This is a genomic window from Rothia mucilaginosa ATCC 25296, assembly GCF_000175615.1.
GTDB classification, from domain to species: domain Bacteria; phylum Actinomycetota; class Actinomycetes; order Actinomycetales; family Micrococcaceae; genus Rothia; species Rothia mucilaginosa.
Genome location: NZ_ACVO01000015.1, coordinates 491,618 through 517,087, shown reverse-complemented (window position 1 = coordinate 517,087; position 25,470 = coordinate 491,618). Strand labels below are relative to the sequence as shown.

The following is a 25,470-nucleotide window of genomic DNA, read 5'->3' as shown; positions in this document are numbered from 1 at the left end:
CTGTCTGGTTCGTGTTGCATGGTTCACGCTGCCTATCTCATCCCTGGAGCCCTCAGCGGCTCGCAAACCCTCAACCGGTAGAATAGGGGTAGACGTCAACCGGCGCAGCGTCTCTGAGTCTGCGCCCTCCCCATGATTTGAACCAGAAGAGGATGTATGAGCGACGCAGCAGTGCAGCTTTCCCCCGGTGATTGGCCCGCTCCCCTGGCACCCGCCTCCAGCGAAGCCGCTGGCAAGAACGCGCTGGTGCATATTCCGGGTTCTAAGTCGCTCACGAACCGTTATCTGTTGCTTGCTGCTCTGGCTGATTCCCCCTCGTATTTGCGTGCGCCGTTGCATTCGCGCGATTCGGCGCTCATGATTGAGGCACTGCGTCAGCTGGGTGCGGGTATTGAGCTGGTGCCGACCGATTCGCCGTTCGGTCCGGATGTAAAAGTTACTCCCCTCAACTTTGTGGAAGCGCATTCCGCTCAGGCGCAGTCCGATTCCGCTCAGTCGCGCACCGTATCGATTGAGTGCGGTCTTGCCGGTACCGTGATGCGTTTTGTGCCCGCTCTGGCGGCGCTACTGCCGGGTGAGTTCGCTTTTGACGGTGACCCGCATGCCCGTCAGCGTCCGATGGGTCCGGTTCTGGAGGGTCTGCGTCAGCTGGGTGTGCAGGTGGATTGTGAGCAGGGCGAGAACGCTCTGCCCTTCGTGCTGCGCTCCCCCGGTCTGGCGAGCGCAGAGGGTGTTTCTGAGGCGCCCGTGGTTCGTATTGATGCTTCGACGTCGTCCCAGTTCGTTTCGGCGCTGTTGCTGATGGCGCCTCGCCTGCCGCAGGGCATGGTGCTGGTGCACGAGGGCTCTTCGGTGCCGTCCATCCCGCACATTCAGATGACCGTTGAGGCGCTGCGCCAGATGGGTATTCGAGTGCAGGAGCACTACCCGAGCCAAGGCAACGAAGCAGAGAGCGGCGAGTACCGTTGGACGGTTCACCCCGGTTCTTTCCCCGGCTTTGAGATGACCATTGAGCCGGACCTTTCGAATGCCGGTCCGTTCCTTGCCGCCGCCGTGGTTACCGGCGAGTCGGTGACTATTCCTCACTGGCCGGCACCCGCGGCTGATTCTTCGGCGGGTACGACCCAGGTGGGCGATATGTGGCGTGAGCTTCTGCCCGCGCTGGGTGCGCAGGTTCGCTACGCTGAGGGCCGTCTGACTGTGACCGGTCCGGCGCAGCTTCCCGAGGGTGACTTCTCCTTTGACCTGTCTGCCGGTGGCGAGCTGGCGCCGACCATGGCGGCTGCCTGCGCTTTTGTGAAGGGCCGCGTTGAGCTGACCGGTATTGCGCATCTGCGCGGTCATGAGACGGACCGCCTCGCAGCGCTCGCCGCTGAGATTAACCGCCTGGGAGGTGCCGCCCACGACACCGCCGATTCGCTGGTGATTGAGGCGCCCATCCCCGCTACCGCTGAGGCTGCGCCGGTTCTGGCGCACACCTACGACGATCACCGCATGGCAACCTTCGCGGCGATTATTGGTCTGCGCCGCCCCAATGTGGTGGTGCAGAACGTAGCCACCGTGGCTAAGACCATGCCCGAATTTACCGCAATGTGGGAGGACATGCTGGCGCAATGGCAGACCGGCGCTTCCACCTCTGACGTTACCGCCGACCAGGAGGTCTTCTAAATGGGTTCTTCCCGCATGAACGTGCGCGATTTCTCCGAATGGGATGAGTCGGATGTGCGCGTGCGCCCGAACAAGAAGGGCTCCCGCCCCCGCACGAAGGACCGCCCGACCTTCAAAGAAGCGATTCGTGGCAGGGTCATTACGGTGGACCGTGGCCGCTGGTCGGTCGTCGTGGATGAGGGTACCGAGAAGGAGCGTACCCTCATTGCGGCGCGCGCTAAGGAGCTGCGCCGCACCGCGATTGTGACCGGCGACTTTGTGGACCTGGTGGGTGACACCTCCGGTGCGAAGGATACCCTGGCGCGCATTGTGCGTCTGGGTGAGCGCACCTCGATTCTGCGCCGTAGTGCCGATGACACCGACCCGTCGGAGCGCGTGGTCGTGGCGAATGCTCAGCAGCTGGTGATTGTGGTTGCTGCAGCGAACCCGGAGCCGCGCACCGGCTTCATTGACCGTGCCGTGGTGGCGGCGTTTGACGCCGGGATTGAGCCGATCCTGTGCATTACGAAGACCGATGTGCGGTACCCGCAGAACCTGCTGGATTACTATGCGGCGAGCGGTTTGAAGATTGTGCTGTCTTCGTCTTCGGATGGTTTGGCGCCGAGTCAGGAGGGCGCTGCCGGTTTGGAGTCGGCACCGGTTCAGGAGCTTCTGCAGGAGCTGTTGGGTCAGGTGTCGGTGCTTCTGGGTCATTCGGGTGTGGGTAAGTCGACCCTGGTGAATGCGCTGACCGGCTCCGAGCGTGCGACCGGTCATGTGAACGCGGTGACGGGCCGTGGCCGTCACACTTCCTCGTCGGCGTTGGCGTTGCGTCCGGTGAATGCGAATGGCGATCCGATGGAGCCGGGCACCTGGATTATTGATACTCCGGGTATTCGTTCTTTCGGTCTGGCGCATGTGCCGCCGGAGACCGTCGTGGAGGCGTTCGTGGACCTGGCACCGGGTGCGGCAGATTGCCCGAAGGCGTGTACTCACGCGGCGCAGGCTCCCGAGTGCGGTCTGGAGGCGTACGTTGCCGCCGGTCACGCCGGTGAGAGCGGTCCCGACCGCCTGGACTCCTTGCGTAAGCTACTGCTTTTGACTCCTGAAGAGGGCGATTCGGAGAAGGAACTGGGCGCTCTCGTCTAGGTTCTCTCCCCTGCACTGCACACAGCATTACACACACATTTTTGCTGACTACATCACCGATACTGAAGAAGAGCATTACTATGAGCCGTCCCCAGCAGTACACCGACGATTTGCGTCTTGCGCATATTCTTGCCGATAGCGTCGATCGTGTGAGCGCCATGCGTTTTCGTGACCGCCCGGTCTTCTCCCCCGCATCCGAGGTGGTAGAGCCCGCAGAGGCTGCCCCCGCTGCGGCACCGTTGGCGCCGTGGCAGCAGGCTACTCAGCAGCCCGCGGAGCAGCAGGCGCCGGTGCAGGAGCCTGCCGATTACGCCTCGGGTGTGGCTCAGGAGGTTGAGGAGCTTCTGCGCGCGCAGCTGTCGCGTGTGCGTACTCGTGACGGTATTGCCGGTGCGCATGCCGGCTATAACGGTCAGGCGGCGCGCCAGTGGGTGATTGCACCGATTGCTGAGCAGGATAATTTTCGCCGCGGCGTACCGGTGTGGGCGACTCTGATTGCTTTGCTGGATCAGGGTGAGCCGGTGGTGGGTGTGGTGTCTGCACCCGCGCTGGGTCGCCGCTGGTGGGCTGCTCGCGGTTCGGGCGCGTACACGGGTAAGTCTTTGGCGCAGGCTACTCGTCTTGAGGTGTCTTCGCTGATTCAGTTGGATCAGCTGTCTGCCGCGTACACCGACCTCTCCTCCTGGAAGGCTGCCTCTGAAGGCGCTGTGGACCGCTCTGGCGAGCTTGTACAGCTTCTGGGCTGCGTGGGTTGTTCCCGTGCGTACGGTTCGTTCTGGGCGGCGTGTATGCTCGCTGAGGGTGCCGTGGACACCGTCGTGGATGCATCCCTGTCTTTCTACGAGGTGGCGGCGCTATTGCCGCTGATTCGCGAGGCTGGCGGCGTCGCCTCCACCCTGGAGGGCGATTTGCCCGAGCACGCGGGTGTTTCGGCCGCCGGTGTGCACCCGGTGTCCCTGGTGGCAAGTAATACGGCGGCGGTTCAGCAGCAGGTGCTGGAGGCGCTCGCGCCCCAACCCTAGCCTGCACTCCCCTCCCCGGTGACGGTGACAATATAGCGAGGCGGCGGCTTTCCGGTAAGTGGAAAGCCGCCGCCTCGCTATTATCGCTATGAGAGCAAGCGTTGCTTGTTTTAGGACAGCATCGTGAGGGTGCCGAGCAGACCCAGCAAGCTCAGACCCGAGATGATGTACGCCAGAATGTTGAAGGTCGTCATCTTCGAGGTGTACTTGGTGGTGTGACCGGCGTTCACCTTCGCCGAGTAGATGGCAAGCCAGATAGACACGCCTACCGGGATCAGACCCACGAGCAGCAGAGCAATCACCATGATGTTGGGGCTCAGGCTCAGATTGGAGCTATAAGCAGAGGAGCTGTAATCGCCGGACCTGGTCCTTGCCTCAGCGTGGAGTGCCGCGACCTGAACCCACGCGTAGAGGGTCAGCGCCAGGGCACCCAGGGAGGCACCGAACGCACCGATGGAGTAGAAGTAGCCGGGGCCGCGGAAGTCGCCGGTGGTCTCGCCGTAGGGGCGGCGGTGCTCAGCCGGTACCCGGTAGATGTCCGGGATGCGCTGGTAGCTGTCATCGCGGTCGCGCACGTTAGCGGGTGCCACGCCCAGGGCGGGTGCGGGTGCTGCGCCGAGGGGAGCGCCGGGTGCGACGCCTGCAGGTACCGGCTGCGGGGAGTTTGCGTTGTTCTGCTCCGGAAAGGAGGGGGCGGGAATCTGGTTTTCCATGGTGTGTCCTTGAGTGGTCGTCATAGCGGCTGTGTGGCTACCGCATCGTAGCGGTGGCATCCCTATGACCGGCTATTCTGTGGCTCTGTGGTTGCTCTCGAATGTTGCCGGTGAGATTGAATGAACAATCAACGCCGAACAACGATATTTACCCTTCGATACTACGCCATAGGGTGCGTTTTCGTCTTCTCTGATGACGTTCTCATTACAATGCGGTCACCTGAGCACCCTCGGGCACGCCGGTACACCCCAGAACGGACCGGCAATACAGGACCGACCAATTGGGCATAAAAATACCCGGCAGGTGACACCGTGGGGCGTCCTGCCGGGTGGTAGAAACCTACCGCGGTTCTTCCTCTTAGAAACTTCTAAGCGATGTTTTACACACTAGGTCCTTTAGGGGGTCCCTTAGGGAACTTTGAATCACTCTCAAGCGTCCTTCTGGCTGCAAAAGTGACCAAAAGACCTCCTAAAATTGCACTTAGAATTGATACTGGATTAAAGAACTCCCCGTCTCTGGCAAATGAGATAATCACCCAGAACACCGGAACAATAGTGAGAAAAAATCCTAGTGTAAATATATTCTTCGTACGCATTGGACCTCTCCCAGGTTAAAGAGTGAGAGTGCAGGACACTGCTGCAACAGCTAGCGCAGCGGCAATTACTGCCGGACCTCCAAGGGCTTTTCCAAAACCACCAACAAATGCTGGCCCTAAAGCTCTTGCAATCGTGGAAGCAGCTAGCCCCCAATTCCAAGCAGAAATTGCGGTTGTGATTGCATTTCCACGTCACATAGTGACGTATCTTACATCACTACTCAGCAGTCTATCAGAGAGCCTCGTCAGATGCACCACGTAAATTGACACTACATGAAAAACATGCCTCTTCTGTCATACACGCTCTCAGTGGCGGGTCCACTGCCGCATCTAATCGCGCGGTCGAGGCACATGATAGTGGCCACCACGCCGTCGATTTTCTCGGTGGATTTTTCTTTGTCGGGTTTGATGTTCCCGGCAGGGTCAGTGCGGATGAAGATGCTGTCCATCTAAACCTTTCGACGCCAGCCCATACTTTTTGACGTTAGCCCAAACCTTTTGACGCCCAACCCACGGGCACGCCGGTACACCCCAGAACGGACCGGCAATACAGGACCGACCAATTGGGCATAAAAATACCCGGCAGGTGACGCCGTGGGGCGTCCTGCCGGGTGGTAGAAACCTACCGCGGTTCTTCCTCTGGATTGGAACCGATAATCACCGCCGCACCCCATACGGGATAGCGGACGGTTGGGAGATCGTGGAGATGCGGGGAATCGAACCCCGGTCCGATGTGGCGTCAACGGGGCTTCTCCGTGCGCAGTTTATGCGAACGCTACTTTTCGGCTCCGGTACTTGCATAAACACATATACCGACGAACCTAGTCACGTAAAAGTCCCGCTAACCCCCGCAACAAGGGCTAGCAGCAGTGGCCTTTTAAGTCGATGCCGGTAACTGAGCCAAAGGCATGCTCAGGCCGACAGACGGCAACTCGCGCTTAGGCAGCGAGTGCGAAGTCAGTGCGCTTAGATTCTGCACTTAATTTTTTGCAGAGGGCGTTAACGAGATAACCCTGCATCCTCGGCACGCTTCACCCATCTCAACTCACATCGTCGAAACCGATCATCCCCCTATGCTTTTATCAAAAAGCCCACCGTCTTCTGAAAGTTTTCCTCGACATACCTTGATGCCGTGGTGCCATTCAAACACGGTAGAGATTCAGTATATCTAAGATGTTTAACGGCGTGCAAGTCCCCTACCCACGTAAGTACACCCCTCCGCTAGAGGCGAATAAAGCGAACAGATTAGCACAGCAGCAACACCGTAGCCTGACACAGCGCATAAAAACGGGGTGAGGCACCCCAGAAAATCTGGAATCCTCACCCCGTTCGCGTACCGCGCTGGGTAGCCAAAATTAGGCGCTAAGACTTAGCGGTGAGCCGGAACAGTCATGCGGTTGTTCGGGTTATCACCAATCTGGCACACCACGTTACCGTGGCCGTCATCGGTACCAACTTCAAGGCACTTCTCAGCAGTCTGAGCAACAGAAATGTACACGAAGAGCATGCACAGCGAGAACAGGACAGCCACCGCGCCGGTTACGATACCGGTAATCGCGAAGCCCTTACCCGCGCCAGCCTCCTTGACCTTCTTCAGGGACAGGGCGCCCAGAATAATCGCAGCGATACCCAGCAGCGCACCAAATACGAAGAAACCGGTCACGACGCCCACAATACCCAGAATCATCGCAGCCAGCGCCATGCCGGGAGCCTTCTTCACAATGGGAGCCGCATACGGGTAACCTGCGGGCTGACCGTAACCATAAGCGTCCTGCTGAGGCTGCTGCTGGTAAGAGTTCTGCTGGTAGTTGTAGTCAGCAGGCTGAGCCTGGTACGAGGCTTCCTGGCCGTAACCGTACTGGTTCTGCTGAGCGGGCTGAGCCTGGTAGGAAGCATCCTGACCGTAACCATACTGCTGCTGAGCGGGCTGAGCCTGGCCGTAGGTGTTCTGAGTCGCAGCGCCCTGGGCTGAGGTACCCTGAGCAACGTTCTGGCCGTAAGCATTCTGTGAAGAGGGCTGCGCACCAAACTGGCCGTACTGGCTCTGCTGAGCCGAAGACTGCTGGCCCGAGTTCTGCTGCGCCTGGCCGTAGCTGTTCTGAGCGGATGCGCTCTGACCGTAGTCCTGGCCGTAAGTGTTCTGAGCCGAAGGAGCCTGGCCATAATCCTGACCGTACGAGCCCTGGGCGGAAGAATTAGGCTGCTGAGCAGCGTAGGGGTTCTGCGCGTTCCCCTGGTTGTTTCCGTAGTTATTCTCAGACATCCGTCGTTCTTTCCTTCACAGTTGCAGCGAACAATTTATACTCGCCCAACGCACCATTGCGCGCTGAGTTCGGTTCCATTATATAAATAAGCTGTCATTTGGGTCATCTGTGAAGTTCAAGATTTCAGATTCAGCGCCCAGAATCCACCAATCGGGCAGAATCAGCGCCGAAAAAGAACAAGGGACCGAATAGTTCAACACTATTCGGTCCCTTCACATCTCTATATGCTCAACGCGGCTTAGCGGCGGACAGCTTCATATTCCTTAGGGCTCATCGTCATGGTTTCACCATGAACGGTGCACACATAGTTACCGCTCGAATCCGGCTCGGCATTCTCAGCGCACTCGCTGAGCATACCAATGCCAATCAAGCCCAGAATCAGCACGACAACAGCAACAATCATGCCCAGCGCACCGGTGACAATACCACCAATCGCCATGCCCTTACCGGATGCGGTACCGTTCTTCACCTTCACCAGGGCAACAATACCCAGAATCACGCCGACCAGACCCAGCACGCCACCGAAAATCAGCCAGCCAGAGAGCAGACCAATAATACCCAGAATCAGCGAAGCAATCGCCAGAGCCGAGCTCGGGGTCGGCTGGTAGCCGGGGTAGCTGCCCTGCATGTTGTATGCGGGTGCCTGCTGCGGTGCGGGAATGAACTCGCCCGGGTTCTGCTGGTAGTTCGGGTTCTCAGACATGTGTCTCCTCAAAGAATGAATGGTGTTCGCGGTACGCCACGAATTTTCAACCATTATACGCGAGGAACCGCGCCCCGCCCCTACCGGCAAGTTCCTGGAGCAGCCGTGCATCCCGCCGTTGCCTCAGCCCTAGCCGAGGTTGCGGTAACGCATCGCGCGGCGCGCCTCCAGGTCATCCTGACGCTCACGCAAAGCCTGACGCTTATCATACTCACGCTTACCGGTCGCCAAAGCAATCTCAACCTTCGCACGACCATTCGAGAAGTACAGCTTCAACGGAACCACCGTGTAACCGGTCTCCTTCAACTTCTGCGCCAACTTATTAATCTCAGAACGATGCAGCAGCAGCTTACGGCGACGACGAGCCGCATGGTTCGTCCACGTACCGTAACCATACTCCGCAATATGAATACCCTCGAGCCACAACTCGTTATCGGTCACCTGGCAGAAACCATCCACAATGGACGCCCCACCATCACGCAGAGACTTCACCTCAGTACCCAGCAGAACAATACCCGCCTCATAGGTATCCACAATGTTGTAGTTGTGGCGAGCCTTCTTATTCTGGGCAATAATCGCGTTATTCGGGTCCTTCTTCGCGTCTTTCTTCTTTTTCTGAGCCATCACTCAATCCTTATACGTCTTAGCTCTCTTCAGCCGCGCGCCCCGAAGCACGCCAGCGAATACCAGCATCAATAAAGGCGTTCAAACCGCCATCCAAAACATTAGAGGTGTTACCCTCCTCATAGCCGGTACGCAGATCCTTCACCATCTGGTACGGATGCAGAACATAGGAGCGCATCTGGTCACCCCAGCTCGCCTTAATATCGCCGGCAAGCTCCTTCTTCTTCGCGTCCTCCTGCTCCTTACGCAACAGCAACAAGCGAGACTGCAGCACACGCAAAGCCGCCGCACGGTTCTGCAACTGCGACTTCTCATTCTGCATCGACACCACGATACCGGTCGGCAAGTGAGTCATACGCACCGCCGAATCCGTCGTATTCACCGACTGACCACCCGGGCCCGAGGAGCGGAACACATCCACCTTAATCTCAGACTCGGGAATCTCAATAGCATCCGTCTGCTCAATCAGAGGAATCACCTCAACCGCCGCGAACGACGTCTGGCGGCGGCCCTGATTATCGAACGGCGAAATACGCACCAGACGGTGAGTACCCGCCTCCACCGACAGGCGGCCAAAAGCGTACGGCGCGTTCACCTCAAAGGTCACCGACTTCAGACCCGCCTCCTCAGCGTAGGAGGTGTCCAGAACCTTCGTCGGGTAGCCGTTCTTCTCCGCCCAACGCAGATACATGCGCAGCAGCATCTCCGCAAAATCAGCAGCATCCACGCCGCCGGCGCCCGAACGGATCGTCACCACAGCCTCACGCTGATCGTACTCACCCGACAGTAGCACCAGCACCTCAAGCTCCTCCAGCTTGGCGCGGATCTCAGCGCACTCACGCTCAGCATCAGCGAGCAGCTCGGCGGCAGTTTCCTCGTCCTCCGCTTCGGCAAGCTCCACCATCACCTCAACATCATCAATGCGAGAAGACAGCGAACGCAGACGATTCAGCTCCGACTGCTTATACGACAGCGCGCTCGTCACCTTCTGCGCATTCTCCACGTCATCCCACAAATCGGGTGCGGCAGCCTGCGCAGACAGGTCCTCAATGGCGCGCTCAATCCCCTCAATATCGCTCACAGCAGCAATAGAGGTGAAAATCGCGCGAAGCTCTTTAATCTCAGCAGAAAAGTCGAAGGATGCCATAGCTTTTAACACTATCGCGAAACGGCCAGAAAGTCCCGCCGTTACAGCCCGCAACAGCCCACAGCGCAGAAGGATAAGGCAGACAGAGGGCAGAACCCGCGCAACGAAGACCTAAAAAGGGCATAAAACGAGGGCGCATCCGCTAGCCGTTACACTACCTTGCGGATGCACCCTCGCAGTCTATGGGGGCTCACAACGCCCCTAGTCGCTGGACGGGCCCTGGCTCGTCTTCAAACGCGACGAACCATGAGCGGTTACCTCAATACCATCAGGCACCAGAATCGACAGCAGCGGCGGACGAATACGAGCCGACAGGTACACGTGCACACTGTGATCAGAATCCACGGACACGTTCTCCAGGCGCAACGCCTGAAAATCCTGCCCCGGCTGAACCTCAGCCAGGTACGCACTCGCATACTCCCACGCCGCCGAACCACTCGCTTCATCCGGAGTGCGCATCGTGCGGGTAATCGAGTTCGCCTGAGCGTCCGCAACATCCTGCAGATGCTGAGTCTGCAGATACGCACCGGTAATCGCCACCGTCACCGAACCAATAAGCAGAAGCAACGCCAGCATGCCCACAATCAGCGGGGCAATACTGCCCTCTTCCGGGTTTGAGGCGACCGGGTCAGCGGCGAGCGCCCGGCTCTGCACACGGGCACGAACCTGTAGACGGGCACAACGGTATGCGTTAGCGTAGCGCTCCCGCACAGAGGAAAGCAGGCGAGCGGGCGAGAACAGGCGAGCGGGCGAACCATTAGGAATCAGCATGACCAGACCCCCAACTCGTCGCATGAGAACTCACCGGAATCACGCCGCCACCCATAAACGAAGGCAGAAGCGGCAGACGCGCCTGAACCGTCACCGTGGCGTACGCCTTCGTACCCGAGACACACTCCCCCGACGCACAGCTCAACGACACGCTCACATCGGAAGGCTCAACCCCGTAATCCGCGGCAGCATGCACCGCCAGACGCTGAGCCAAATCCGGGCCAACCGACGAGTCCTGCGGCTGCTCCTGCACATACAGCACCACCTGGGCGCTCGCCGCATGAGCCGCCATCACCGAAGACTGCAAGCTAAAAATCGTCAGAATGCCGTAGAGCACCGGGATGAGCAGAGTAATACCCAACCCCAGGAACTCCACAATGGCGCTACCCTCTTCAGAGTCGTGTTGCTCAGAAAGAGGTCGATCAGAGCGGCTCTTCAAGCGTTCCTTCACCCGTTGCCGAAGCGAAAAGTCGCTAATCACCGGAACGCTGCTCCGCATAAATCGCATGCCCCTTCACCTCAATAGAATCCGGAAAACCCCACGGGCCCAGCACCGGCAACGGAGACTTCACCGTCACCTCCAAGGTGCGCACACCCGTAGAATCACTACTCTGACGGTACGAAATATTCTCCGCATACGAAGACGGAAGAACCCCCTCAATCATCTGACGGGTACGCTCCATGCCCTCCTGCGGAGTGCGGTCACGCATCGTACCGTAACGTGCCCCAGCCGCCGCAGCATCCACCAGCATGGTTCGTGCATACAGGGCGAAAGAAACCTGCAGAATCGCCATGGTCAGCAACACCAACAGCGCACCGACCATGACGAATTCCGTGCTGGCGTCACCGCGCTCGCTCTCCTCCACAGAATATTCCGCGGAGGATAGCTCAGCGGCAGTCAGCTCAGAAGCGATGCGGGGCTTACGCATTACTGGTGAACCAGAGCAATCGCGTCGTTAAACATCTTGGTCAGAGCGGGCTGAGCAATCGCCAAGATAGCGGCAACCAGCACGGCGCTCATCATGGTGATCATGACCCAGCCGGGCACGTCGCCGCGCTCGGGGTCATCCTGCTTGTTCTTCAGGCGCAGAGCCAGCACGGATGCGATAGCCAGGGCAATCAGCACGGTGAGGGTGGTGCGGAAACGACGGAACATGATTTTCTCCTTCTATCAAAGGGTGTAGTGTGTGGTTGGTGCGGCGCGCCGGGCAATCAGCCCAGCCCACCGCAGTGCAGCCGGTACGGTGTGTACCCGCCGCAAAATCTAAAAGTTCAAACGCATGAGCGACAGGCCCGGGAAGACCGCAAAAATTACGGTCAGCGGCAGGATGAAAAACACCACCGGGGCGAGCATCGCAATCTCCTTCTTACCGGCTGTTTCCATCAGCTCACGCTTTGCGTTATCGCGCACATCCTGAGCCTGCGCACGCAACACATCAGCCAGAGGGGTACCGCGCTCAATCGCAACAGCAATACCCTCAACGAAGCGGCTCAACGCCGGAACGCGAGTACGCTCCGCAAACTCCTGCAGCGCGCTCAGTAGCGAAACGCCGGTGCGGGTCTGCGCCAAAATCTCAGAAAACTCACGAGCCAACTCGCCGCGAGAGGTCAAACAGATACGCTCCAAAGCCGCCAGCGCCGACTCGCCCGCCGTCACCGACAGAGCCATCATCTCCGCCAGCGCCGGGAACTCAGCAACCAACTGCTTCTCACGCTTAGTCACCGCCTCACCCAGCCACCAGTCACGCGCCAGAAAGCCGCTCAAACCGCTCACCAGCACCAGCATAAGAGCCACCAGGATGGAGAAACGCTCCTGCACCACACCAATGACGGTCAAGGCACTCATAACGGTCACGCCGGCAAGAGCCCACAGCAGCTGCTCAGCACGAAACGCGCTCACACTCTGCGAAGAGCCAGCACGACGCAGACGTTCCTGCACCGAACTATCGCTCAGCGACGAGCCGCTCAACGACGAAGACAGCGAACGCAGAAGCGGCGCGCAGAACGCCGAAATCGCCTCCAGCAGGCTCGGCTCACGGCGCTCCTGCTCCTTCAACAGCGACTCACGCAGAGTCTCACCGCGCAGCTGCGACGCCACACGATCAGAAAACGAAATACTGCGAGTATTCAGCACCGATGAGAGAATCAGACCCACGCCGGCCGCCAGCAGCAGACCAAAAATCAGAGGCAGGTTCACCCGAAAACCCTCCGTTCACGCGGCAACTCACCAATACGCAACATCAGACGGTACGCCGCCAAAGAAATAGCGGCACCGGCAATCATCAGCATCGCACCGGCAAACGAGTTATAAACCATGCGCGCGGCAGGCTGAGTCGCCATCAGACACAGCACAAACCAGGGCGCCACACAGGAGAGACGAGCCGCATTCACAGTCCACGACTGGCGAGCCAGAAGCTCCGAACGGGTACGCGCATTCTCACGCAGAAAATCGCTCAGCGTGCCCAGCAGCTTACCCAGGTCCGAACCGCCCACCTCGCGAGCAATCTTCAAAGCCTCAATGATGGTGTCCGCCACCGGGTCAGAGAGGTACTCCTTCAAACGGTTCAGCGACGGCACAAACTCGCCCGACGCGCGGTAATCACGCGAGAAATGGGCGAAGGCATCACGCAGCTCTTCCGGGCCGCGGTACGAGAGCTGAATCAGCGCCTCCGGCAGCGACAGGCCCGCACGAATCGCCGAACGCAGGTGGTCCACCGCATCCGGCCACAACTGCCAAATACGGGCATCCGCTGCGCGGGCACGATGATTCACGATCACGCGAGGCGCCGCAAAACCACCAATCAGTCCCAGCAGACCCAGCGGCAAAAGCTGAGTAAGCATCAGCAGCAGAACCGACGTGCTCACACCACTGGCGACGCTCACCCACATGAACGTGCGAGGAGTCAGCGAATGCATACCCGCTTTACGCAACGCCACAACCAGCGCCGGGTCGTTACTCGGCTTCGGAGGCTTGCCGTTATCAGGAAAGCAGGAAAGGTAAATCAGGCAGACGCCCAACCCCAAAATCAGGCTCAGAAACAGAGGCATTACTGACCCGCCTTCGCCGCAGCCAGCACCTGCTCGGGGCGGTGACCGGCACGAATCCAACGGTCCGGGTTCGGCAGCTCCAACGCCACGCACACCATCTGACCGTCACGGCGCACAAACAGCGGGGACATCTCAATCACGCCGTCCTCAACACGGCCACCCAGCATACTGATCTCTTCGACCTGACGCTGACCGCGCGAATCGCGGCCGCAATGCACCACAATGTCAAAGCAGGACGCCACGGTCGGCACCACGAACGCCGAGGAAATATTCTCGCCCGCCAGCAGCGGCAGGGTACAAATCTTGGTTACCGCGTCACGCGCCGAGTTCGCGTGAATTGTGCACATACCCGGCAGACCCGCGTTGAGCGCAATGAGCATATCCAGGGACTCCGCCTCACGCACCTCACCAATAAGGATGCGGTCCGGGCGCATACGCAGAGCCTCCTTGACCAGGCGGCGCAGCTCAATCGCGCCGGTGCCCTCAAGGTTCGGCTGGCGGCACTGCAGGCCCACCACATCGCGTAGCGGAACCGCGAGCTCAAAGATTTCTTCGCACGTAATCACGCGCTCACGCGGCGGAATGGATGCCGACAGGCAATTCAGCATCGTGGTCTTACCCGCCTGGGTTGCACCCGAAACGAGGATGTTCATGCCGCTCTCCACCGCCGCGTGCAGCAGGGACGCCGCGCCGGCGCTCAGCGAGTTCATGCGCACCAGGTCGGGCAGGCGGCGGGCACGCACCACGAACTTACGGATATTGATGCTCGTGTGCCTGCGAGTAATATCCGGAATCACCGCGTGCAATCGGGAGCCATCCGGCAGGGACGCATCAACAAACGGGGAAGAAAGGTCCACACGACGACCCGAAGGCTTGAGCATGCGCTCCAGCAAGCTATTGATCGCCTCGGCGCTCAGGTGCAGACCGGTCAATTCGCTTTCGCCGTTACGGGCGATAAAGATTTCGTCGGGAGAGTTGATCCAGATTTCTTCAACGCTCTCGTCATCGAGAAACGGCTGAATCACGCCAAAGCCGCAGATTTCATCGTGCAGGCGCTGAATCACGGATTCGCGGTCACCCAAATCCGGCAGGGAAATGCGGGTGCGCCGCTGCTCATAATCGTTCAGGTGCTCGTCAATGAGCCCACGCACCGCATGCTGGTCCTCGTGCGGATCCAGGCTGCGGTGGCGCATTGCCTCACGGATATTTTCCTCGAGCAGAGTTAGATGCTCCGCCCGGGTATCCAGTACGGTGTTCTCCATTGAAGTGATCCGATGCTGTGTGTGGTGTGGTTGTGTGGAATACGGTGAGGCATTGATACATCAATGCCACCATCACCCTACCCTCAGCGCATCAAATTTATCAAAATGTAATAAAACGCCCCTTAATATTTACGAGTATAGTATTTGAGCATTTTTGATGCATGGAATTGCGCATATCGTTACCCAACGTGCACTAAGATTCAAAACGCCTAGTCAGCTGTGACTTACAGAACAGCTACACGTGTACCCCTCGAACCGCTCACCATGAATCACCGCCATATTACACTCGGTGCACACGTAACATTTCGTCTTAAAAGCCGCAGTCTCCCCTGCTAAAACGAAAGAACCCTACCCAGCAGCAACACCTTCCCGGGCACAACTTTCGTGCACAACTTTCGGGCACAGCAAAGGGGCGTGCACTCCCCCATCGGGAATACACGCCCCATCACAAGCGATACATCTAGCGGTTAGTCGCCGCCACGAATCACCTTCACAGCTTCCTTAATCGGACCGTCAAAACGCAGGTTACCGTGCTCCAGCACCACGCCGCGGTCACAAATCTTAGACACCAAATCCAGGTCGTGGCTCACCACGGCAAGAGTCTTACCGGCAGAGCACAGCTCCTGAATCTTCGCAATACACTTCTTCTGGAACGGCTCATCGCCCACCGCAAGAATCTCATCCACCAGGAAGATATCCGGGTTCGTATGCACCGCAACCGAGAAGGCCAGACGCAGATACATACCCGAAGAGTAGAACTTCACCTCGGTATCGATAAAGTCGTGAATCTCAGCGAAATCCACAATCGAATCGAAGGAAGCCTCAATCTCATCCTTGGTCATACCCAAAATCGCGCCGTTGAGGTACACATTATCGCGACCGGTCAGATCCGGGTGGAAACCAGCGCCCACCTCAATCAGACCCGCAATATTGCCGCGCGTGAGAACCTCACCCTCATCGGCGCGCATCACACCAGAAATCATCTTCAGCAGCGTGGACTTACCCGAGCCGTTCAGACCCAGAAGAGCCACACGCTCGCCCTGACGAATATCCAGGCTCACGCCGTTGAGCGCATTGAACTTCTCCGAAAGATCACCCTTGCGGCCCTTAATCAGCCACACAAAAGCTTCCTTCATCGAACGGGTGTGGCGCAGAACGAAGCGCTTCACCAAATTCTCCACGTGAATCACTACGGGAGCGTCCGGGCTCACCGGCGGGAACTCAAGCTTCTTAATATCCACAGAATCAGAGCTCCTGGGCGAAGTTGCCCTCAAACTTACGGAAGAGCAAATCACCAATCAAAACGGTCAGCAGAGAAATACCAATGGCAATCGGAGTCCAGAAGCTGAAGAGATGCGGAACCACCTGCGAAGCAGGAAGCGCCAAATCCTCAGGACGAAGCGTCGGATGCCAGAAGCCATAGTGGAACAGCTCCACCGCAACAGTCAGCGGGTTAATCATGAACACGTTGAACACCCATGGGTAGAGAGTGTCACGCACCATGGTCCAGGAGTACAGCACCGGCGAGAACCAGGTAGCCACCATCAGCAGCATGTCCACAATGTTCTCCGAATCGCGGAAAAACACGTTAGCTACACCGAAAATCAGACCCAGACCATAGGACAGCATCATCACGATGAGCATGCCCGCCAGAATCGACCCAAATGCCAGGAAAGTCGGGGACCAACCCACCAAGAAGCAGGCCAGCAACATCACAGCAATCTGAGGCACAAAATGCACCAGAGCCACCCACACCGTCGACAGCGAGAACAGCTCACGCGGCAGGTAAATCTTACGAATCAGCGCGCTGTTAACCACCATGGCGCGAGCACCATTGCCGAACCCCTCCGAGAAGAAGTTAATGGCAATCATGCCCGAGAACAGGTACACCGCATAGTTGTGCATACCGCGTTCCAAGCCAAGGAACATACCCATGGCAATGTAGAACACCAGGAACTGCACACCCGGCTTAATGTACGACCACAAAATGCCCAGCACCGAGCCGCGGTAGCGGACCTGGATTTCCTTATCGACCAGCAGTCGAAGCAGGTAGCGGTTCTTCACCGCATCCAGGATGCCGCGCCCACGGCCGGGCGCCTTCAGGGGAACAGATTTCAGATCGTTCATCGGGTCAGCTCAGAATCCGTATGCTCAGCGAAGGTCTTAGCCCACGCATCGTAGGAGGCAACCTCAGCAGCCTTCGAACGGTACTGCTCACGTAGCTTATCCCAGCCGGTCACCAGCTGAACGTGCAGCTTAGCGGCCTGAGCCAGCTTCGACTTGAGCTGCTCGGGGTCGCGGCGGTACCAGAACAGGCCGGTGCCCTCAGCGTTAGTAGCCAGAGCCGAATCGAACTTCGACAGGGTCCACCAGTTAGTCTCACCGTAGTTCAGCTGAATCTGCGGGTGAGCCTTCGCCTCTTCACTCACCGGCTTGAACAGCTGACGAGCAACAGTCTTCGCGGTCCAGGAAGCAAGCTTCTTGTAGCCCGGGGACGCGAAGGAACGGCGGCCACGGAACGGAGGCTTCTTCGTCTGGATAGCCGGGAAGTCATCCACGTTCGGCTTCACCTGAGACTCCGGGTACTCCTTAGCCATCGCACGAATCACCGGCAGACGCTGCGAGAGCGAGGGGTGCAGGTGCTCGGGGCCGGAGAGCAGATCCTCCAGCGCCATCAGGCGGCCAGCCTCGGTGTAGTACTGCATGGACAGGGTGTGCTTGACGTCCAAGAACAGGGACTCCAGCAGCACGCGGCCACCCTTATCGAAGGGCGAGTGCAGCAGCGCCGTAATGAGGCGGTTGCGCTCGTGGTAGTACGCCTGCCAGCCGACGGAGTCATCCTTATCGGTCCAGGACACGTGCCACACGCCAGCACCGGGGAAGGACACGGTAGCGAAGCCCGCAGCCTTAGCGCGCAGACCGTACTCAGCGTCATCCCACTTCAGGAACAGGGGCAGAGACAGACCGATTTCCTTAATGACGGTGGTCGGGATGAGGCACATCCACCAACCGTTGTAGTCCACGTCCACGCGGCGGTGCAGCCACGGGGTGTTACGCAGGTTGTGGTGACCCAGGTTGTGGCCCATCGCCATGTCATCGTGCGGCTTAGCGTAGAAGTTACGCCACGGATCAACAACCTCACCGAACGCGTGCAGGACCGAACGGTCAAACATGTCGAACATGTGCGCACCCACGATGGTGGGTTCCTTGCAGTAGTTCGCGAAGGTCACCATACGCAGGATCGACTCGGGCTCAACGATAACGTCGTCATCAAGCAACAGCACGTAATCGGAACCGTTGTTGACAGCCTCGAACATGCCGCGCGAGAAGCCACCGGAACCACCCAGGTTGCCCTGGTTGATAATGCGGAACTTACCGGAGAGGGGCTTGACGACCTCTTCGAAATCCTCGTGGTCCTGCACCTTCTGGGTGCCCTGATCAACAATCAGGAACTCGTGCACAGCATCGAAAATCTCGGGGCTCTCACCCAGAGCACGAATGTTGTTAATGCAGTACTCCACCTTGTTCATGGTGGTAATCTGCACAGTCGCCTGACCAGCCTTCACGTCTGCGCGGGGCTCGATGTCGCCCAGCCAGTTCGCTTCAACCAGCTCAAGGTCGGTGGTGCCAGCCAGGTCGAACCAGTACCAGCCGCCGTCACCGAACGGTGCCAGGGGCAGGGTGAAGGTGTTGGTCTCCTCGCCGGAGAGCAGCTTCGCATCCACGCGCTGAATCACGCCACGGCCGTTGGACTTGTACACAATGACCATGCCCTCGCCGCGAGTCTGAACGCTCAGCACGACCTTCTGCAGGTCAGTCCAGCGGCGCCAGTACGAGGCGGGGAACGCGTTGAAGTACGTACCGAAAGACAGGCTCTGGCCCGCGTTCACGGTGATGGAGCGGCGGCTGTTCAGGCTGTTCGCGGCATCACGGTTCGCGCTGGCGTTCGACACAGACTGACCGGAGGTGTTCATCGCCTCCGCAATGGAGGTGGAAGCGTCACCGTCAATACGGGTGGGCAGCTGAACGCCGGTTGCGACACTCGCGTCCACGTACAGGGGCACGACGTCAGTCTCAACCGCGCTCGGGAAAATAACCCGCTGCAGGTTCTTCAAAGTCTTATCAGCCATGGTTATGCGTCAACACCACCGGACTCGATCTTCGCACCGTTAGCGAAGTGCGGGCGAATCTTGTTGTCAAACATGGACAGTGCAGCGCCGATAGCCATGTGCATATCCAGGTACTTGTAGGTACCCAGGCGGCCACCGAACAGCACGTTGTTCTCACCCTTAGCCAGGTCGCGGTACGCCAGCAGCTTCTCACGGTCCACGGAGGTGTTGACCGGGTAGTACGGCTCGTCGCCCTTGTTCGCGAAGCGAGAGTACTCGCGCATGATGACGGTTGCGTCCTTGGTGTAGTCACGCTCGGGGTGGAAGTGACGGAACTCGTGGATGCGGGTGAAGGGAACATCAGCATCGGGGTAGTTCATCACGGAGCAGCCCTGGAAGTCCTCAATCGGCAGGACTTCTTCTTCCAGGTCGATGGTACGCCAGGACAGGTCACCCTCAGCGTAGTCGAAGTAGCGGTCAACCGGGCCGGTGTAGACCACGGGAATCTGACCCAGGACGTTCTCGCGAGAGTACTGGTGACCGGGCTCGAAGAAGTCAGTGTTCAGGTGCACCTCAATGTTCGGGTGCGCCGCCATACGCTCCAGCCATGCTGCGTAGCCGTCAACGGGCAGACCCTCGTACTTGTCGTTGAAGTAGCGGTTGTCGTAGTTGTAGCGAACCGGCAGGCGGGAAATGATGGATGCGGGCAGCTCTTCCGGCGGGGTCTGCCACTGCTTAGCGGTGTAGTGCTTGATGAACGCCTCGTACAGGGGGCGACCAATCAGGGAGATACCCTTATCGTTCAGGTTCTGCGGGTCGGTACCAGCCAGCTCGCCAGCCTGCTCAGCGATAAGCGCCTTTGCCTCTGCGGGAGAGTAAGCTGCGTTGAAGAACTGGTTGATGGTACCCAGGTTAATCGGCATGGGATACACGATGCCGTTGTGGCGGGTGTACACGCGGTGTACGTAGTTGGTGAACTCGGTGAAACGGTTCACGTACTCCCAGACACGCTCGTTGGAGGTGTGGAACAGGTGCGCACCGTAGCGGTGCACCTCAATACCGGTCTGCTTCTCCTTCTCGCTGTATGCGTTACCACCGATGTGGGAACGGCGGTCCAGCAGGGCAACCTTCAGGCCCAGCTCAGTGGCAGCCTGTTCTGCGATGGTCAGACCAAAGAGGCCCGAACCGACTACTACGAGGTCAGCGGTCAATGTTTTCTCCTGTATTATCACGGCGCACCGCCGCTTCTGCGAGGGCGGTATTCACCTACCAGATTGGACACATCCGAGGGTTCTCAGTCGCGCCGCAATCCGCACGGGTAGGGACAAAAAGCCCCACCCGTGATGGATATAGTCATAATCTAAGATACCCGTTTATCATGCCTCACGCATACTTATGACGTGTTTTTAGTGGCTTTTGGACTATTGTTCACACACTCTTTCCCCGAGTGAATATTCTTCACGAACCCCGAGGTCAAGCGGGTCTGAGCGAGTTCCTTTTTCTGCAGACTTTGACGTTCCACCAACGGCGAGGAAAGTTGGTTTACGGGTAAATATTCATTGTGAATAGCGATCGCGATTTTGCTGAACCACCAAACAATCAACGAGACAAAGCCATGAACCGATTCGAATTACAGGAGTCTTCTAGGGGTGTCATTGAGGATGCGCGAGCAGGGTCAAGCATGGATGTTTCAGCGGGTACACTGCTGGGCTTTTCGAGCGGCAATCTGGGCAGTATTTCGGTGAGTTATCCACAATTTTTCGAAAAATGGGGCGAAAAATTCAAAAAATACGAACATGTTAATTTATATACAGATAATTTATTGAGCTTTAATACTTTTTAATGTTTTCTGGGGGTATGACTCTCTTCTTTCTCGACCACCACAACACCACCGACGCGCTCCCCTACCCTCGCGTACTCCGACTCGACGGCGAGGCGGCACCCACTGGAATACAGCTGTGCCCCGGTAGCGCACACCAGCAGGCTCTAGAACAGGCGCTCAACCACACCCTGCAGCACCCTGCACCCGGCGCGCACGCTCAGGCACAGGAAACGACGTTCCAGCTACGCCCCGCGCACGATAAGAACCCCGCCGGCGCCTCGATTGCGCCAAACAGCCGCATTCCGAACGAATCTCAAACTCCGGGCGCGCCCGCCGTCAGCCTCCTGCACATTCTGCGCGGACCCGACGCGGGCGCAACCTTCCCCATCAGCCGCGGCCGAACCAGCCTCGGCAGGGCGGCTCTAGCTCCCCGCGGAGGAGAGCAGCCGCGCCATATTCACCTGCAGGATCCCTTCCTCAAGCCGGTGCACGGTAGCTTCTACGCCGATAGCTCCGGCATCCGCTGGATCGAAAAGCACCCGATGAGCCCGGAGAATGAAGGCGGTAAGAAAACACAGGGTAACAACCAGGACGCTGAGCCGCGCATCCTGCGCTGGGACGAGCCTTTCCGCCTCGGCTCCTCGCTCTGCATGCTCACCTCCCCCAGCGCAGACGGCGAACGCACCGTAGAAAAGGCGAGCACGCCTGCCACGACCTCTGGCGAGCCCGTGCAGATGCTCGCTCCTCTGGGCGACGCCGGCAACCCCTTTGAGCCGGTAGTGGTGAACCCTCCCGCACCGCGTAAGCTCAAGCAGATTCTGTTGAGCGTGTGTCTGCCGATTGTGGTGGGTCTGATTATTGCGCTGGTGACCGGCATGTGGTTCCTTCTGCTGATGTCTGCGGCGTCTTCGTTGCTGATGCTTCTGCATTTCTTTGGCGGTCGGGCGGAGAACCGTGCCGCATCGCAGCAAACTCATCAGGCGGCACTGCAGGAAAAGGAACGTGCCCTCGCCCTGCCGACCGCGGGCGACCTGGCGATTTCGGGTCCCTCCGCTCTGCATGATGCCGCCTACCCGGCTATTGTGCTCGGGTGCGGTCCCCGCCAGCCCTACCTGCGCGGGCGCAACCTCCCGCTGGGCACTCTGGAGCAGCAGGATGCGCCCCACTATCTGCCGCTACCCACCCCGACTCTCGGTCACTACCTGAAGCTGGAGGAGGCGCATCTGCGCGCCTACCTGGTGCAGCTGGTGGCGGGTTATCCGGGTTCGGTGCACGTTCTGCTGGCGGGCGCTGATAGCGCTGATCAGCAGCGAACCAATCGCCTGATGCAGACTCTGGCTGTGGTGCCGGGCGTGAGCGTGCATTGTCTGCCGGGCGTGCAGCAGGAGAAGTATCTGCAGGCCCTGCAGAGTAGCTTGCAGTCGGAGCTCTCGGTTCCGCCGCTGATTCTCATGCCCCTGCAGGCGAGCGCTATCTACGCTCCCCTGCTGACCGCGCTGAACTCTGGGGCGGTCGAGGAGTCTTCGCAGTCCCGTGCGTTCGCCTCCCCGCGTGAGCAGAAGATGAACGCCCCGGCGCTCTGTGTGCTGGGCAGTGCCGAGAGCGAGAATTCTGCCAATGCCCCCGGTGCGCTTTTTGGTGCCGCCTGGGTTGAGTGTGTGAGTGAGGGTAGCCACCGTCAGAGCATCCGATACCGCGCGCAGGGTTACGCGGCACCTCCGGTGCAACCCACAGAGGGTGTCTACCAGGTGCACCCGCTGGCGTGTGAGGGTCTGTGCCAGCACGCCGACGGGCTCAGCGTTGAGGCGTTCTGTGCCGCTCTTGAGAACCTGTACCGCACCGGATGCGAGCAGGAGCAGGGCCCGCTCAGTGAGGCGCAGGTGCACCAGTCGGCGCATCTATTCTCTTCCCTGCAGGCGCAGAGCGCGCGGCAGAAGAACCGCACCGATGACATGGCGGTGGAGTCTGTTCTGCAGCGCTGGTCCGCTCAGCGTTACGCCTCCGATATTCGCTGCTACCTGGGTGTTTCTTCAGGTGGCTCGCTAAATATTGGTCTGTCTGAGCACGGCCCACACTGGCTGCTCGGTGGCACGACCGGTGCCGGCAAATCGCAGCTGCTGCGTTCGCTGGTGCTCAGCGCTGCGCTACGCTACCCACCCGAGCGCCTCGGCCTGATTCTGGTGGATTTCAAGGGCTCGGCTGGTTTGGGTCCTCTGGCTCAGCTACCGCATGCGCTCAGCGTGTTGAGCAATTTTGATGTGTCCGCGGTGGAGCGTGCGCTCGAATTTTTGCGCGCCGATATTCACCGCCGCGAGGTGGATCTGCAGGCGCTCGGCGTGAACTCCTACCGCGACTATCTGGCATCCTGCCAGGCGGCGGGTACGACTCCGCGCTACCCCGAGCTGCTGATTGTGGTGGATGAGTTCCGTATGCTCATCGATTCTATGCCGGACGCTATGGCTGAGCTGATGCGCATTGCCACGATTGGTCGCTCGCTGGGTCTGCACCTGGTGTTGGCGACTCAGCGTCCGCAGGGTGCTATTTCGCAGGATATTCGCGCCAATATTGCCACGAGCATTTGCTTGCGTGTGGCGAGCGCGCAGGATTCCTATAACCTGCTGGAGCATGAGTCTGCGGCGTATATTTCGGCGGCGCATCCGGGTGCCGGGTATGTGCGCCTGCCGGATGGTCGTTCCCTGCCGTTCCGCGCCCCGCTGGTGGATGCGGTCCCTTCGAGTAGCGATGCTCGTCCGGTGCAGGTGCTGGGTCTTGAGGAGGGCGGCTGGCGTGAGCTGACTGCCGCTTCTGCCGTTCAAACGTTGGGTGGCAATGAGGATGAGCTGCTGATTCGTTCGGCGCAGCAGATTCGTGCGCTCTATGAACGCGAGTACGTTCCGAGGGGTGCGCAGAAGAACGCGGCGGTTCAGGATGAGTACTGCCCGATTCCGCCTGAGCTTCCCGAGAGCACTCCGTTGCCAGTGGTGCAGGCGTCGGTGAGCGAACCGGTAGCGTACGGTATTGACCCGGCGGCTACCTCTCAGGTTGTAGATTCTCAGGAACCCGCAGACTCTGGCGCGGCTTCCGAGGGGTATCTGCTGGGCGAGCTGGAGATTGCCCGCTACGGTGTGCGCCGCCCGATCAGCTGGTCGGGTCAGCAGACGCTGGCGCTGTTGGCTCAGAGCGCCGAACGTGCCCCCATGCTGTACGGACTTTTAGCTCAGGCATTCGCCGCACGCACGCCGGTTGTTCTGCTGACCTCTGACGGTGCACTCTACCGCGACCTGGAACCCTACGCCGGTGCCTTTGAGACGCTCGTGGGTGCGCAGGAACTTTCGCATCTGCGTTTCTGCCTGGAGGAGCTGCGCACCCCGAACCTGTGGGGCACCGAGGCTTCCGCCCGCCCGCTCATTGTCGTGGACGGTCTGGACAGCTGGCTGGAGGCGCTGGTCCGCCAACCCGATACGGAGAACCTGCTCTACGATCTACTCTCGCAGGGGTGCCGTCGCGGCTATTCGGTGGTGTTCACCTCCGCGTTGAACCCGCGCGGTCGTTTCGCCGCTGCGGCGCATTCCACGCTGTTGAGCCGCCGCTTCCTGGACGCCGACCTGATGCGTTCAACGAGCAAGGACTACCCGACCCCGGCGCAGAGCCACTACTGCGTGGAAGGTGCCATCAATGAGGAGCTGATTGGGGATCAGCCGCTGAGCGCTTCGATTCTTTCGCCCTGCGTTGCGGGTTTCCGGGAGCTGGTTCAGGTTCTGCGGGGTAACACCGAGAGCGCTTCTAACGGGTCGAGCACTCGCCCTGGCACTCTTCTGAGGCAGTTCCCCGAGTACTATCGCATGCCCTCGACCGAGTACGTGACCGCCACCCATGCCGCGTGCAATCCTCAGGGCGCTAAGCTACTGGTCGCGTTTGACCGCCGGCAGATGCCGGTGTGGTTGAGCGCCCCGGCTGGCGCGGTAGTTCCGGTGCAGGGTTCCCGGTCGGCGGGTAAAAGTACCCTGCTGGAAAGCATTGCTCGACTCAACCCGCATCTGGATACCCTCGTCCTTGAGGGGTCTGGCGGCGCCTCGGGTGATGGCGGCACCTTGGGGTCTGGCGGCGCCTCAGGTGAGCCGCCGAGCGTGGAGCGTACCCGCGTGCTCCTGGACTCGGTGACAAACCCCGCGCACACGCTCGTGCTCATTGACGATCTGCAGTACCTGCAGCCCGCCGTTCAGCAGCTACTTCTGGAGCGTCGCGGTGAGTTCCGCGCCATGCTGGTCGCCTACACGCCCTGGCCGAGGCGCGCCTCCTCACCCCTGCTGGCTGCGCTCATGGGATGCTCGCGTGCGCTTCTGCTCGCGCCCGCATCCCTGGCGGATGCCGACATGTGCACGGTGACCGCGCTGCCGCTGGACCGGTTCACGCAGGGTGAGCAGCCCGCCGGCCGTCTTGTGGTGGTGGATGGCGCCTCCGTGTGCGCGGCGCAGGTTCCCCTGGCTCTGACCACGGCAGCGCAGGCTGTAACAGCTACGCAGAAGGTTCCGGTAGCGGTCTAGAGCTGAGCATTCTAGAGCCAAGCCGTCTAGGGTTTAGCGGCGCTAGGGG

Annotated in this window: 22 protein-coding genes and 1 other RNA gene; 5 read left to right on the top strand and 18 right to left on the bottom strand. The window is 59.5% G+C overall.

Going from position 1 to position 25,470, the window contains the following annotated elements; all coding sequences use genetic code 11:
- Positions 1-156 precede the first annotated feature (156 nt).
- From aroA to ROTMU0001_RS05635, 3 genes are all read left to right on the top strand, one after another.
- Positions 157-1,668 (top strand): 3-phosphoshikimate 1-carboxyvinyltransferase, encoded by a 1,512-nt coding sequence (gene aroA / locus ROTMU0001_RS05645; RefSeq protein WP_005508600.1) that lies wholly within the window; start codon positions 157-159, stop codon positions 1,666-1,668.
- Complete coding sequence (gene rsgA / locus ROTMU0001_RS05640) at positions 1,669-2,796, top strand: ribosome small subunit-dependent GTPase A (RefSeq protein ID WP_005508599.1); 1,128 nt, start codon at positions 1,669-1,671, stop codon at positions 2,794-2,796. It abuts the gene before it with no gap.
- 80 nt (positions 2,797-2,876) lie between these two features.
- Positions 2,877-3,818, top strand: a complete 942-nt coding sequence (locus ROTMU0001_RS05635; RefSeq protein ID WP_005508598.1) for an inositol monophosphatase family protein — start codon at positions 2,877-2,879, stop codon at positions 3,816-3,818.
- A gap of 110 nt (positions 3,819-3,928) precedes the next feature.
- Here the strand turns inward: ROTMU0001_RS05635 and ROTMU0001_RS05630 are convergent, their stop codons facing one another.
- The 18 genes from ROTMU0001_RS05630 to glf all read right to left on the bottom strand — a co-directional run bounded on the left by ROTMU0001_RS05630 (position 3,929) and on the right by glf (position 20,266).
- Positions 3,929-4,531: a hypothetical protein gene (locus tag ROTMU0001_RS05630; protein ID WP_005508597.1), complete on the bottom strand. Its 603-nt coding sequence runs from the start codon at positions 4,529-4,531 to the stop codon at positions 3,929-3,931.
- A gap of 865 nt (positions 4,532-5,396) precedes the next feature.
- Entirely contained in the window at positions 5,397-5,576 is a 180-nt protein-coding gene (locus ROTMU0001_RS05625) for a hypothetical protein (RefSeq protein WP_044142600.1), read from the bottom strand.
- Between the two features lie 249 nt (positions 5,577-5,825).
- Positions 5,826-6,198, bottom strand: a transfer-messenger RNA (tmRNA) gene (gene ssrA, locus ROTMU0001_RS09040).
- 298 nt (positions 6,199-6,496) lie between these two features.
- Complete coding sequence (locus tag ROTMU0001_RS05620; protein WP_005508596.1) at positions 6,497-7,390, bottom strand: DUF4190 domain-containing protein; 894 nt, start codon at positions 7,388-7,390, stop codon at positions 6,497-6,499.
- A gap of 239 nt (positions 7,391-7,629) precedes the next feature.
- Positions 7,630-8,094, bottom strand: a complete 465-nt coding sequence (locus tag ROTMU0001_RS05615; protein ID WP_005508594.1) for a DUF4190 domain-containing protein — start codon at positions 8,092-8,094, stop codon at positions 7,630-7,632.
- 129 nt (positions 8,095-8,223) lie between these two features.
- Complete coding sequence (gene smpB, locus ROTMU0001_RS05610) at positions 8,224-8,718, bottom strand: SsrA-binding protein SmpB (RefSeq protein ID WP_005508591.1); 495 nt, start codon at positions 8,716-8,718, stop codon at positions 8,224-8,226.
- A 19-nt stretch (positions 8,719-8,737) separates the two neighbouring features.
- The gene (prfB, locus tag ROTMU0001_RS05605; RefSeq protein ID WP_005508590.1) at positions 8,738-9,865 is read right to left on the bottom strand and encodes a peptide chain release factor 2; all 1,128 of its coding nucleotides are present in this window, start codon (positions 9,863-9,865) and stop codon (positions 8,738-8,740) included.
- A 201-nt stretch (positions 9,866-10,066) separates the two neighbouring features.
- A complete protein-coding gene (locus ROTMU0001_RS05600; protein ID WP_005508589.1) occupies positions 10,067-10,660 on the bottom strand; it encodes a pilus assembly protein TadG-related protein in 594 nt (197 codons plus the stop codon).
- Positions 10,623-11,075: a hypothetical protein gene (locus tag ROTMU0001_RS05595; RefSeq protein WP_005508588.1), complete on the bottom strand. Its 453-nt coding sequence runs from the start codon at positions 11,073-11,075 to the stop codon at positions 10,623-10,625. Before ROTMU0001_RS05595 ends, ROTMU0001_RS05600 begins: the two co-directional genes overlap by 38 nt.
- A 34-nt stretch (positions 11,076-11,109) precedes the next feature.
- Entirely contained in the window at positions 11,110-11,565 is a 456-nt protein-coding gene (locus ROTMU0001_RS05590; RefSeq protein WP_005508587.1) for a TadE family protein, read from the bottom strand.
- Positions 11,565-11,792, bottom strand: a complete 228-nt coding sequence (locus ROTMU0001_RS05585; protein ID WP_005505403.1) for a hypothetical protein — start codon at positions 11,790-11,792, stop codon at positions 11,565-11,567. Before ROTMU0001_RS05585 ends, ROTMU0001_RS05590 begins: the two co-directional genes overlap by 1 nt.
- A gap of 108 nt (positions 11,793-11,900) precedes the next feature.
- On the bottom strand, positions 11,901-12,833 hold the full coding sequence (locus ROTMU0001_RS05580) for a type II secretion system F family protein (protein ID WP_005508586.1): 933 nt from the start codon (positions 12,831-12,833) through the stop codon (positions 11,901-11,903).
- Positions 12,830-13,684, bottom strand: a complete 855-nt coding sequence (locus ROTMU0001_RS05575) for a type II secretion system F family protein (protein ID WP_005508585.1) — start codon at positions 13,682-13,684, stop codon at positions 12,830-12,832. Before ROTMU0001_RS05575 ends, ROTMU0001_RS05580 begins: the two co-directional genes overlap by 4 nt.
- Complete coding sequence (locus tag ROTMU0001_RS05570) at positions 13,684-14,946, bottom strand: TadA family conjugal transfer-associated ATPase (protein ID WP_005508584.1); 1,263 nt, start codon at positions 14,944-14,946, stop codon at positions 13,684-13,686. The genes ROTMU0001_RS05575 and ROTMU0001_RS05570 overlap by 1 nt, the downstream gene beginning before the upstream one ends.
- A gap of 467 nt (positions 14,947-15,413) precedes the next feature.
- The gene (locus tag ROTMU0001_RS05565; RefSeq protein ID WP_005505398.1) at positions 15,414-16,187 is read right to left on the bottom strand and encodes an ABC transporter ATP-binding protein; all 774 of its coding nucleotides are present in this window, start codon (positions 16,185-16,187) and stop codon (positions 15,414-15,416) included.
- Between the two features lie 4 nt (positions 16,188-16,191).
- Positions 16,192-17,073 carry an ABC transporter permease gene (locus ROTMU0001_RS05560; RefSeq protein ID WP_005508583.1) on the bottom strand — a complete coding sequence of 294 codons (882 nt, stop codon included), beginning with the start codon at positions 17,071-17,073 and terminating at the stop codon, positions 16,192-16,194.
- Positions 17,070-19,076: a glycosyltransferase gene (locus tag ROTMU0001_RS05555; protein WP_005508582.1), complete on the bottom strand. Its 2,007-nt coding sequence runs from the start codon at positions 19,074-19,076 to the stop codon at positions 17,070-17,072. Before ROTMU0001_RS05555 ends, ROTMU0001_RS05560 begins: the two co-directional genes overlap by 4 nt.
- A 2-nt stretch (positions 19,077-19,078) precedes the next feature.
- Positions 19,079-20,266, bottom strand: coding sequence for a UDP-galactopyranose mutase (gene glf / locus ROTMU0001_RS05550; RefSeq protein ID WP_005508581.1), 1,188 nt, complete (start codon positions 20,264-20,266; stop codon positions 19,079-19,081).
- A 350-nt stretch (positions 20,267-20,616) separates the two neighbouring features.
- Between glf and ROTMU0001_RS09105 the strand changes: the two genes are divergently transcribed.
- Together ROTMU0001_RS09105 and ROTMU0001_RS05545 are read left to right on the top strand one after the other, a co-directional pair.
- The gene (locus ROTMU0001_RS09105) at positions 20,617-20,898 is read left to right on the top strand and encodes a hypothetical protein (RefSeq protein WP_155115052.1); all 282 of its coding nucleotides are present in this window, start codon (positions 20,617-20,619) and stop codon (positions 20,896-20,898) included.
- A gap of 14 nt (positions 20,899-20,912) precedes the next feature.
- The gene (locus ROTMU0001_RS05545) at positions 20,913-25,421 is read left to right on the top strand and encodes an FtsK/SpoIIIE domain-containing protein (RefSeq protein WP_245534287.1); all 4,509 of its coding nucleotides are present in this window, start codon (positions 20,913-20,915) and stop codon (positions 25,419-25,421) included.
- The last annotated feature ends 49 nt before the right edge of the window (positions 25,422-25,470 follow it).

What these genes read in the sequence shown, in the direction of transcription:
- ROTMU0001_RS05585 (WP_005505403.1), bottom strand. Translation starts at nt 11,792, where the DNA reads ATGTTCCGTCGTTTCCGCACCACCCTCACCGTGCTGATTGCCCTGGCT.
- ROTMU0001_RS05615 (WP_005508594.1), bottom strand. Translation starts at nt 8,094, where the DNA reads ATGTCTGAGAACCCGAACTACCAGCAGAACCCGGGCGAGTTCATTCCC.
- ROTMU0001_RS05600 (WP_005508589.1), bottom strand. Translation starts at nt 10,660, where the DNA reads ATGCGACGAGTTGGGGGTCTGGTCATGCTGATTCCTAATGGTTCGCCC.
- ROTMU0001_RS05620 (WP_005508596.1), bottom strand. Translation starts at nt 7,390, where the DNA reads ATGTCTGAGAATAACTACGGAAACAACCAGGGGAACGCGCAGAACCCC.
- ROTMU0001_RS05575 (WP_005508585.1), bottom strand. Translation starts at nt 13,684, where the DNA reads ATGCCTCTGTTTCTGAGCCTGATTTTGGGGTTGGGCGTCTGCCTGATT.
- ROTMU0001_RS05630 (WP_005508597.1), bottom strand. Translation starts at nt 4,531, where the DNA reads ATGGAAAACCAGATTCCCGCCCCCTCCTTTCCGGAGCAGAACAACGCA.
- rsgA (WP_005508599.1), top strand. Translation starts at nt 1,669, where the DNA reads ATGGGTTCTTCCCGCATGAACGTGCGCGATTTCTCCGAATGGGATGAG.
- ROTMU0001_RS05570 (WP_005508584.1), bottom strand. Translation starts at nt 14,946, where the DNA reads ATGGAGAACACCGTACTGGATACCCGGGCGGAGCATCTAACTCTGCTC.
- smpB (WP_005508591.1), bottom strand. Translation starts at nt 8,718, where the DNA reads ATGGCTCAGAAAAAGAAGAAAGACGCGAAGAAGGACCCGAATAACGCG.
- ROTMU0001_RS05590 (WP_005508587.1), bottom strand. Translation starts at nt 11,565, where the DNA reads ATGCGTAAGCCCCGCATCGCTTCTGAGCTGACTGCCGCTGAGCTATCC.
- ROTMU0001_RS05555 (WP_005508582.1), bottom strand. Translation starts at nt 19,076, where the DNA reads ATGGCTGATAAGACTTTGAAGAACCTGCAGCGGGTTATTTTCCCGAGC.
- ROTMU0001_RS05560 (WP_005508583.1), bottom strand. Translation starts at nt 17,073, where the DNA reads ATGAACGATCTGAAATCTGTTCCCCTGAAGGCGCCCGGCCGTGGGCGC.
- ROTMU0001_RS05635 (WP_005508598.1), top strand. Translation starts at nt 2,877, where the DNA reads ATGAGCCGTCCCCAGCAGTACACCGACGATTTGCGTCTTGCGCATATT.
- ROTMU0001_RS05545 (WP_245534287.1), top strand. Translation starts at nt 20,913, where the DNA reads ATGACTCTCTTCTTTCTCGACCACCACAACACCACCGACGCGCTCCCC.
- ROTMU0001_RS05625 (WP_044142600.1), bottom strand. Translation starts at nt 5,576, where the DNA reads ATGGACAGCATCTTCATCCGCACTGACCCTGCCGGGAACATCAAACCC.
- prfB (WP_005508590.1), bottom strand. Translation starts at nt 9,865, where the DNA reads ATGGCATCCTTCGACTTTTCTGCTGAGATTAAAGAGCTTCGCGCGATT.
- aroA (WP_005508600.1), top strand. Translation starts at nt 157, where the DNA reads ATGAGCGACGCAGCAGTGCAGCTTTCCCCCGGTGATTGGCCCGCTCCC.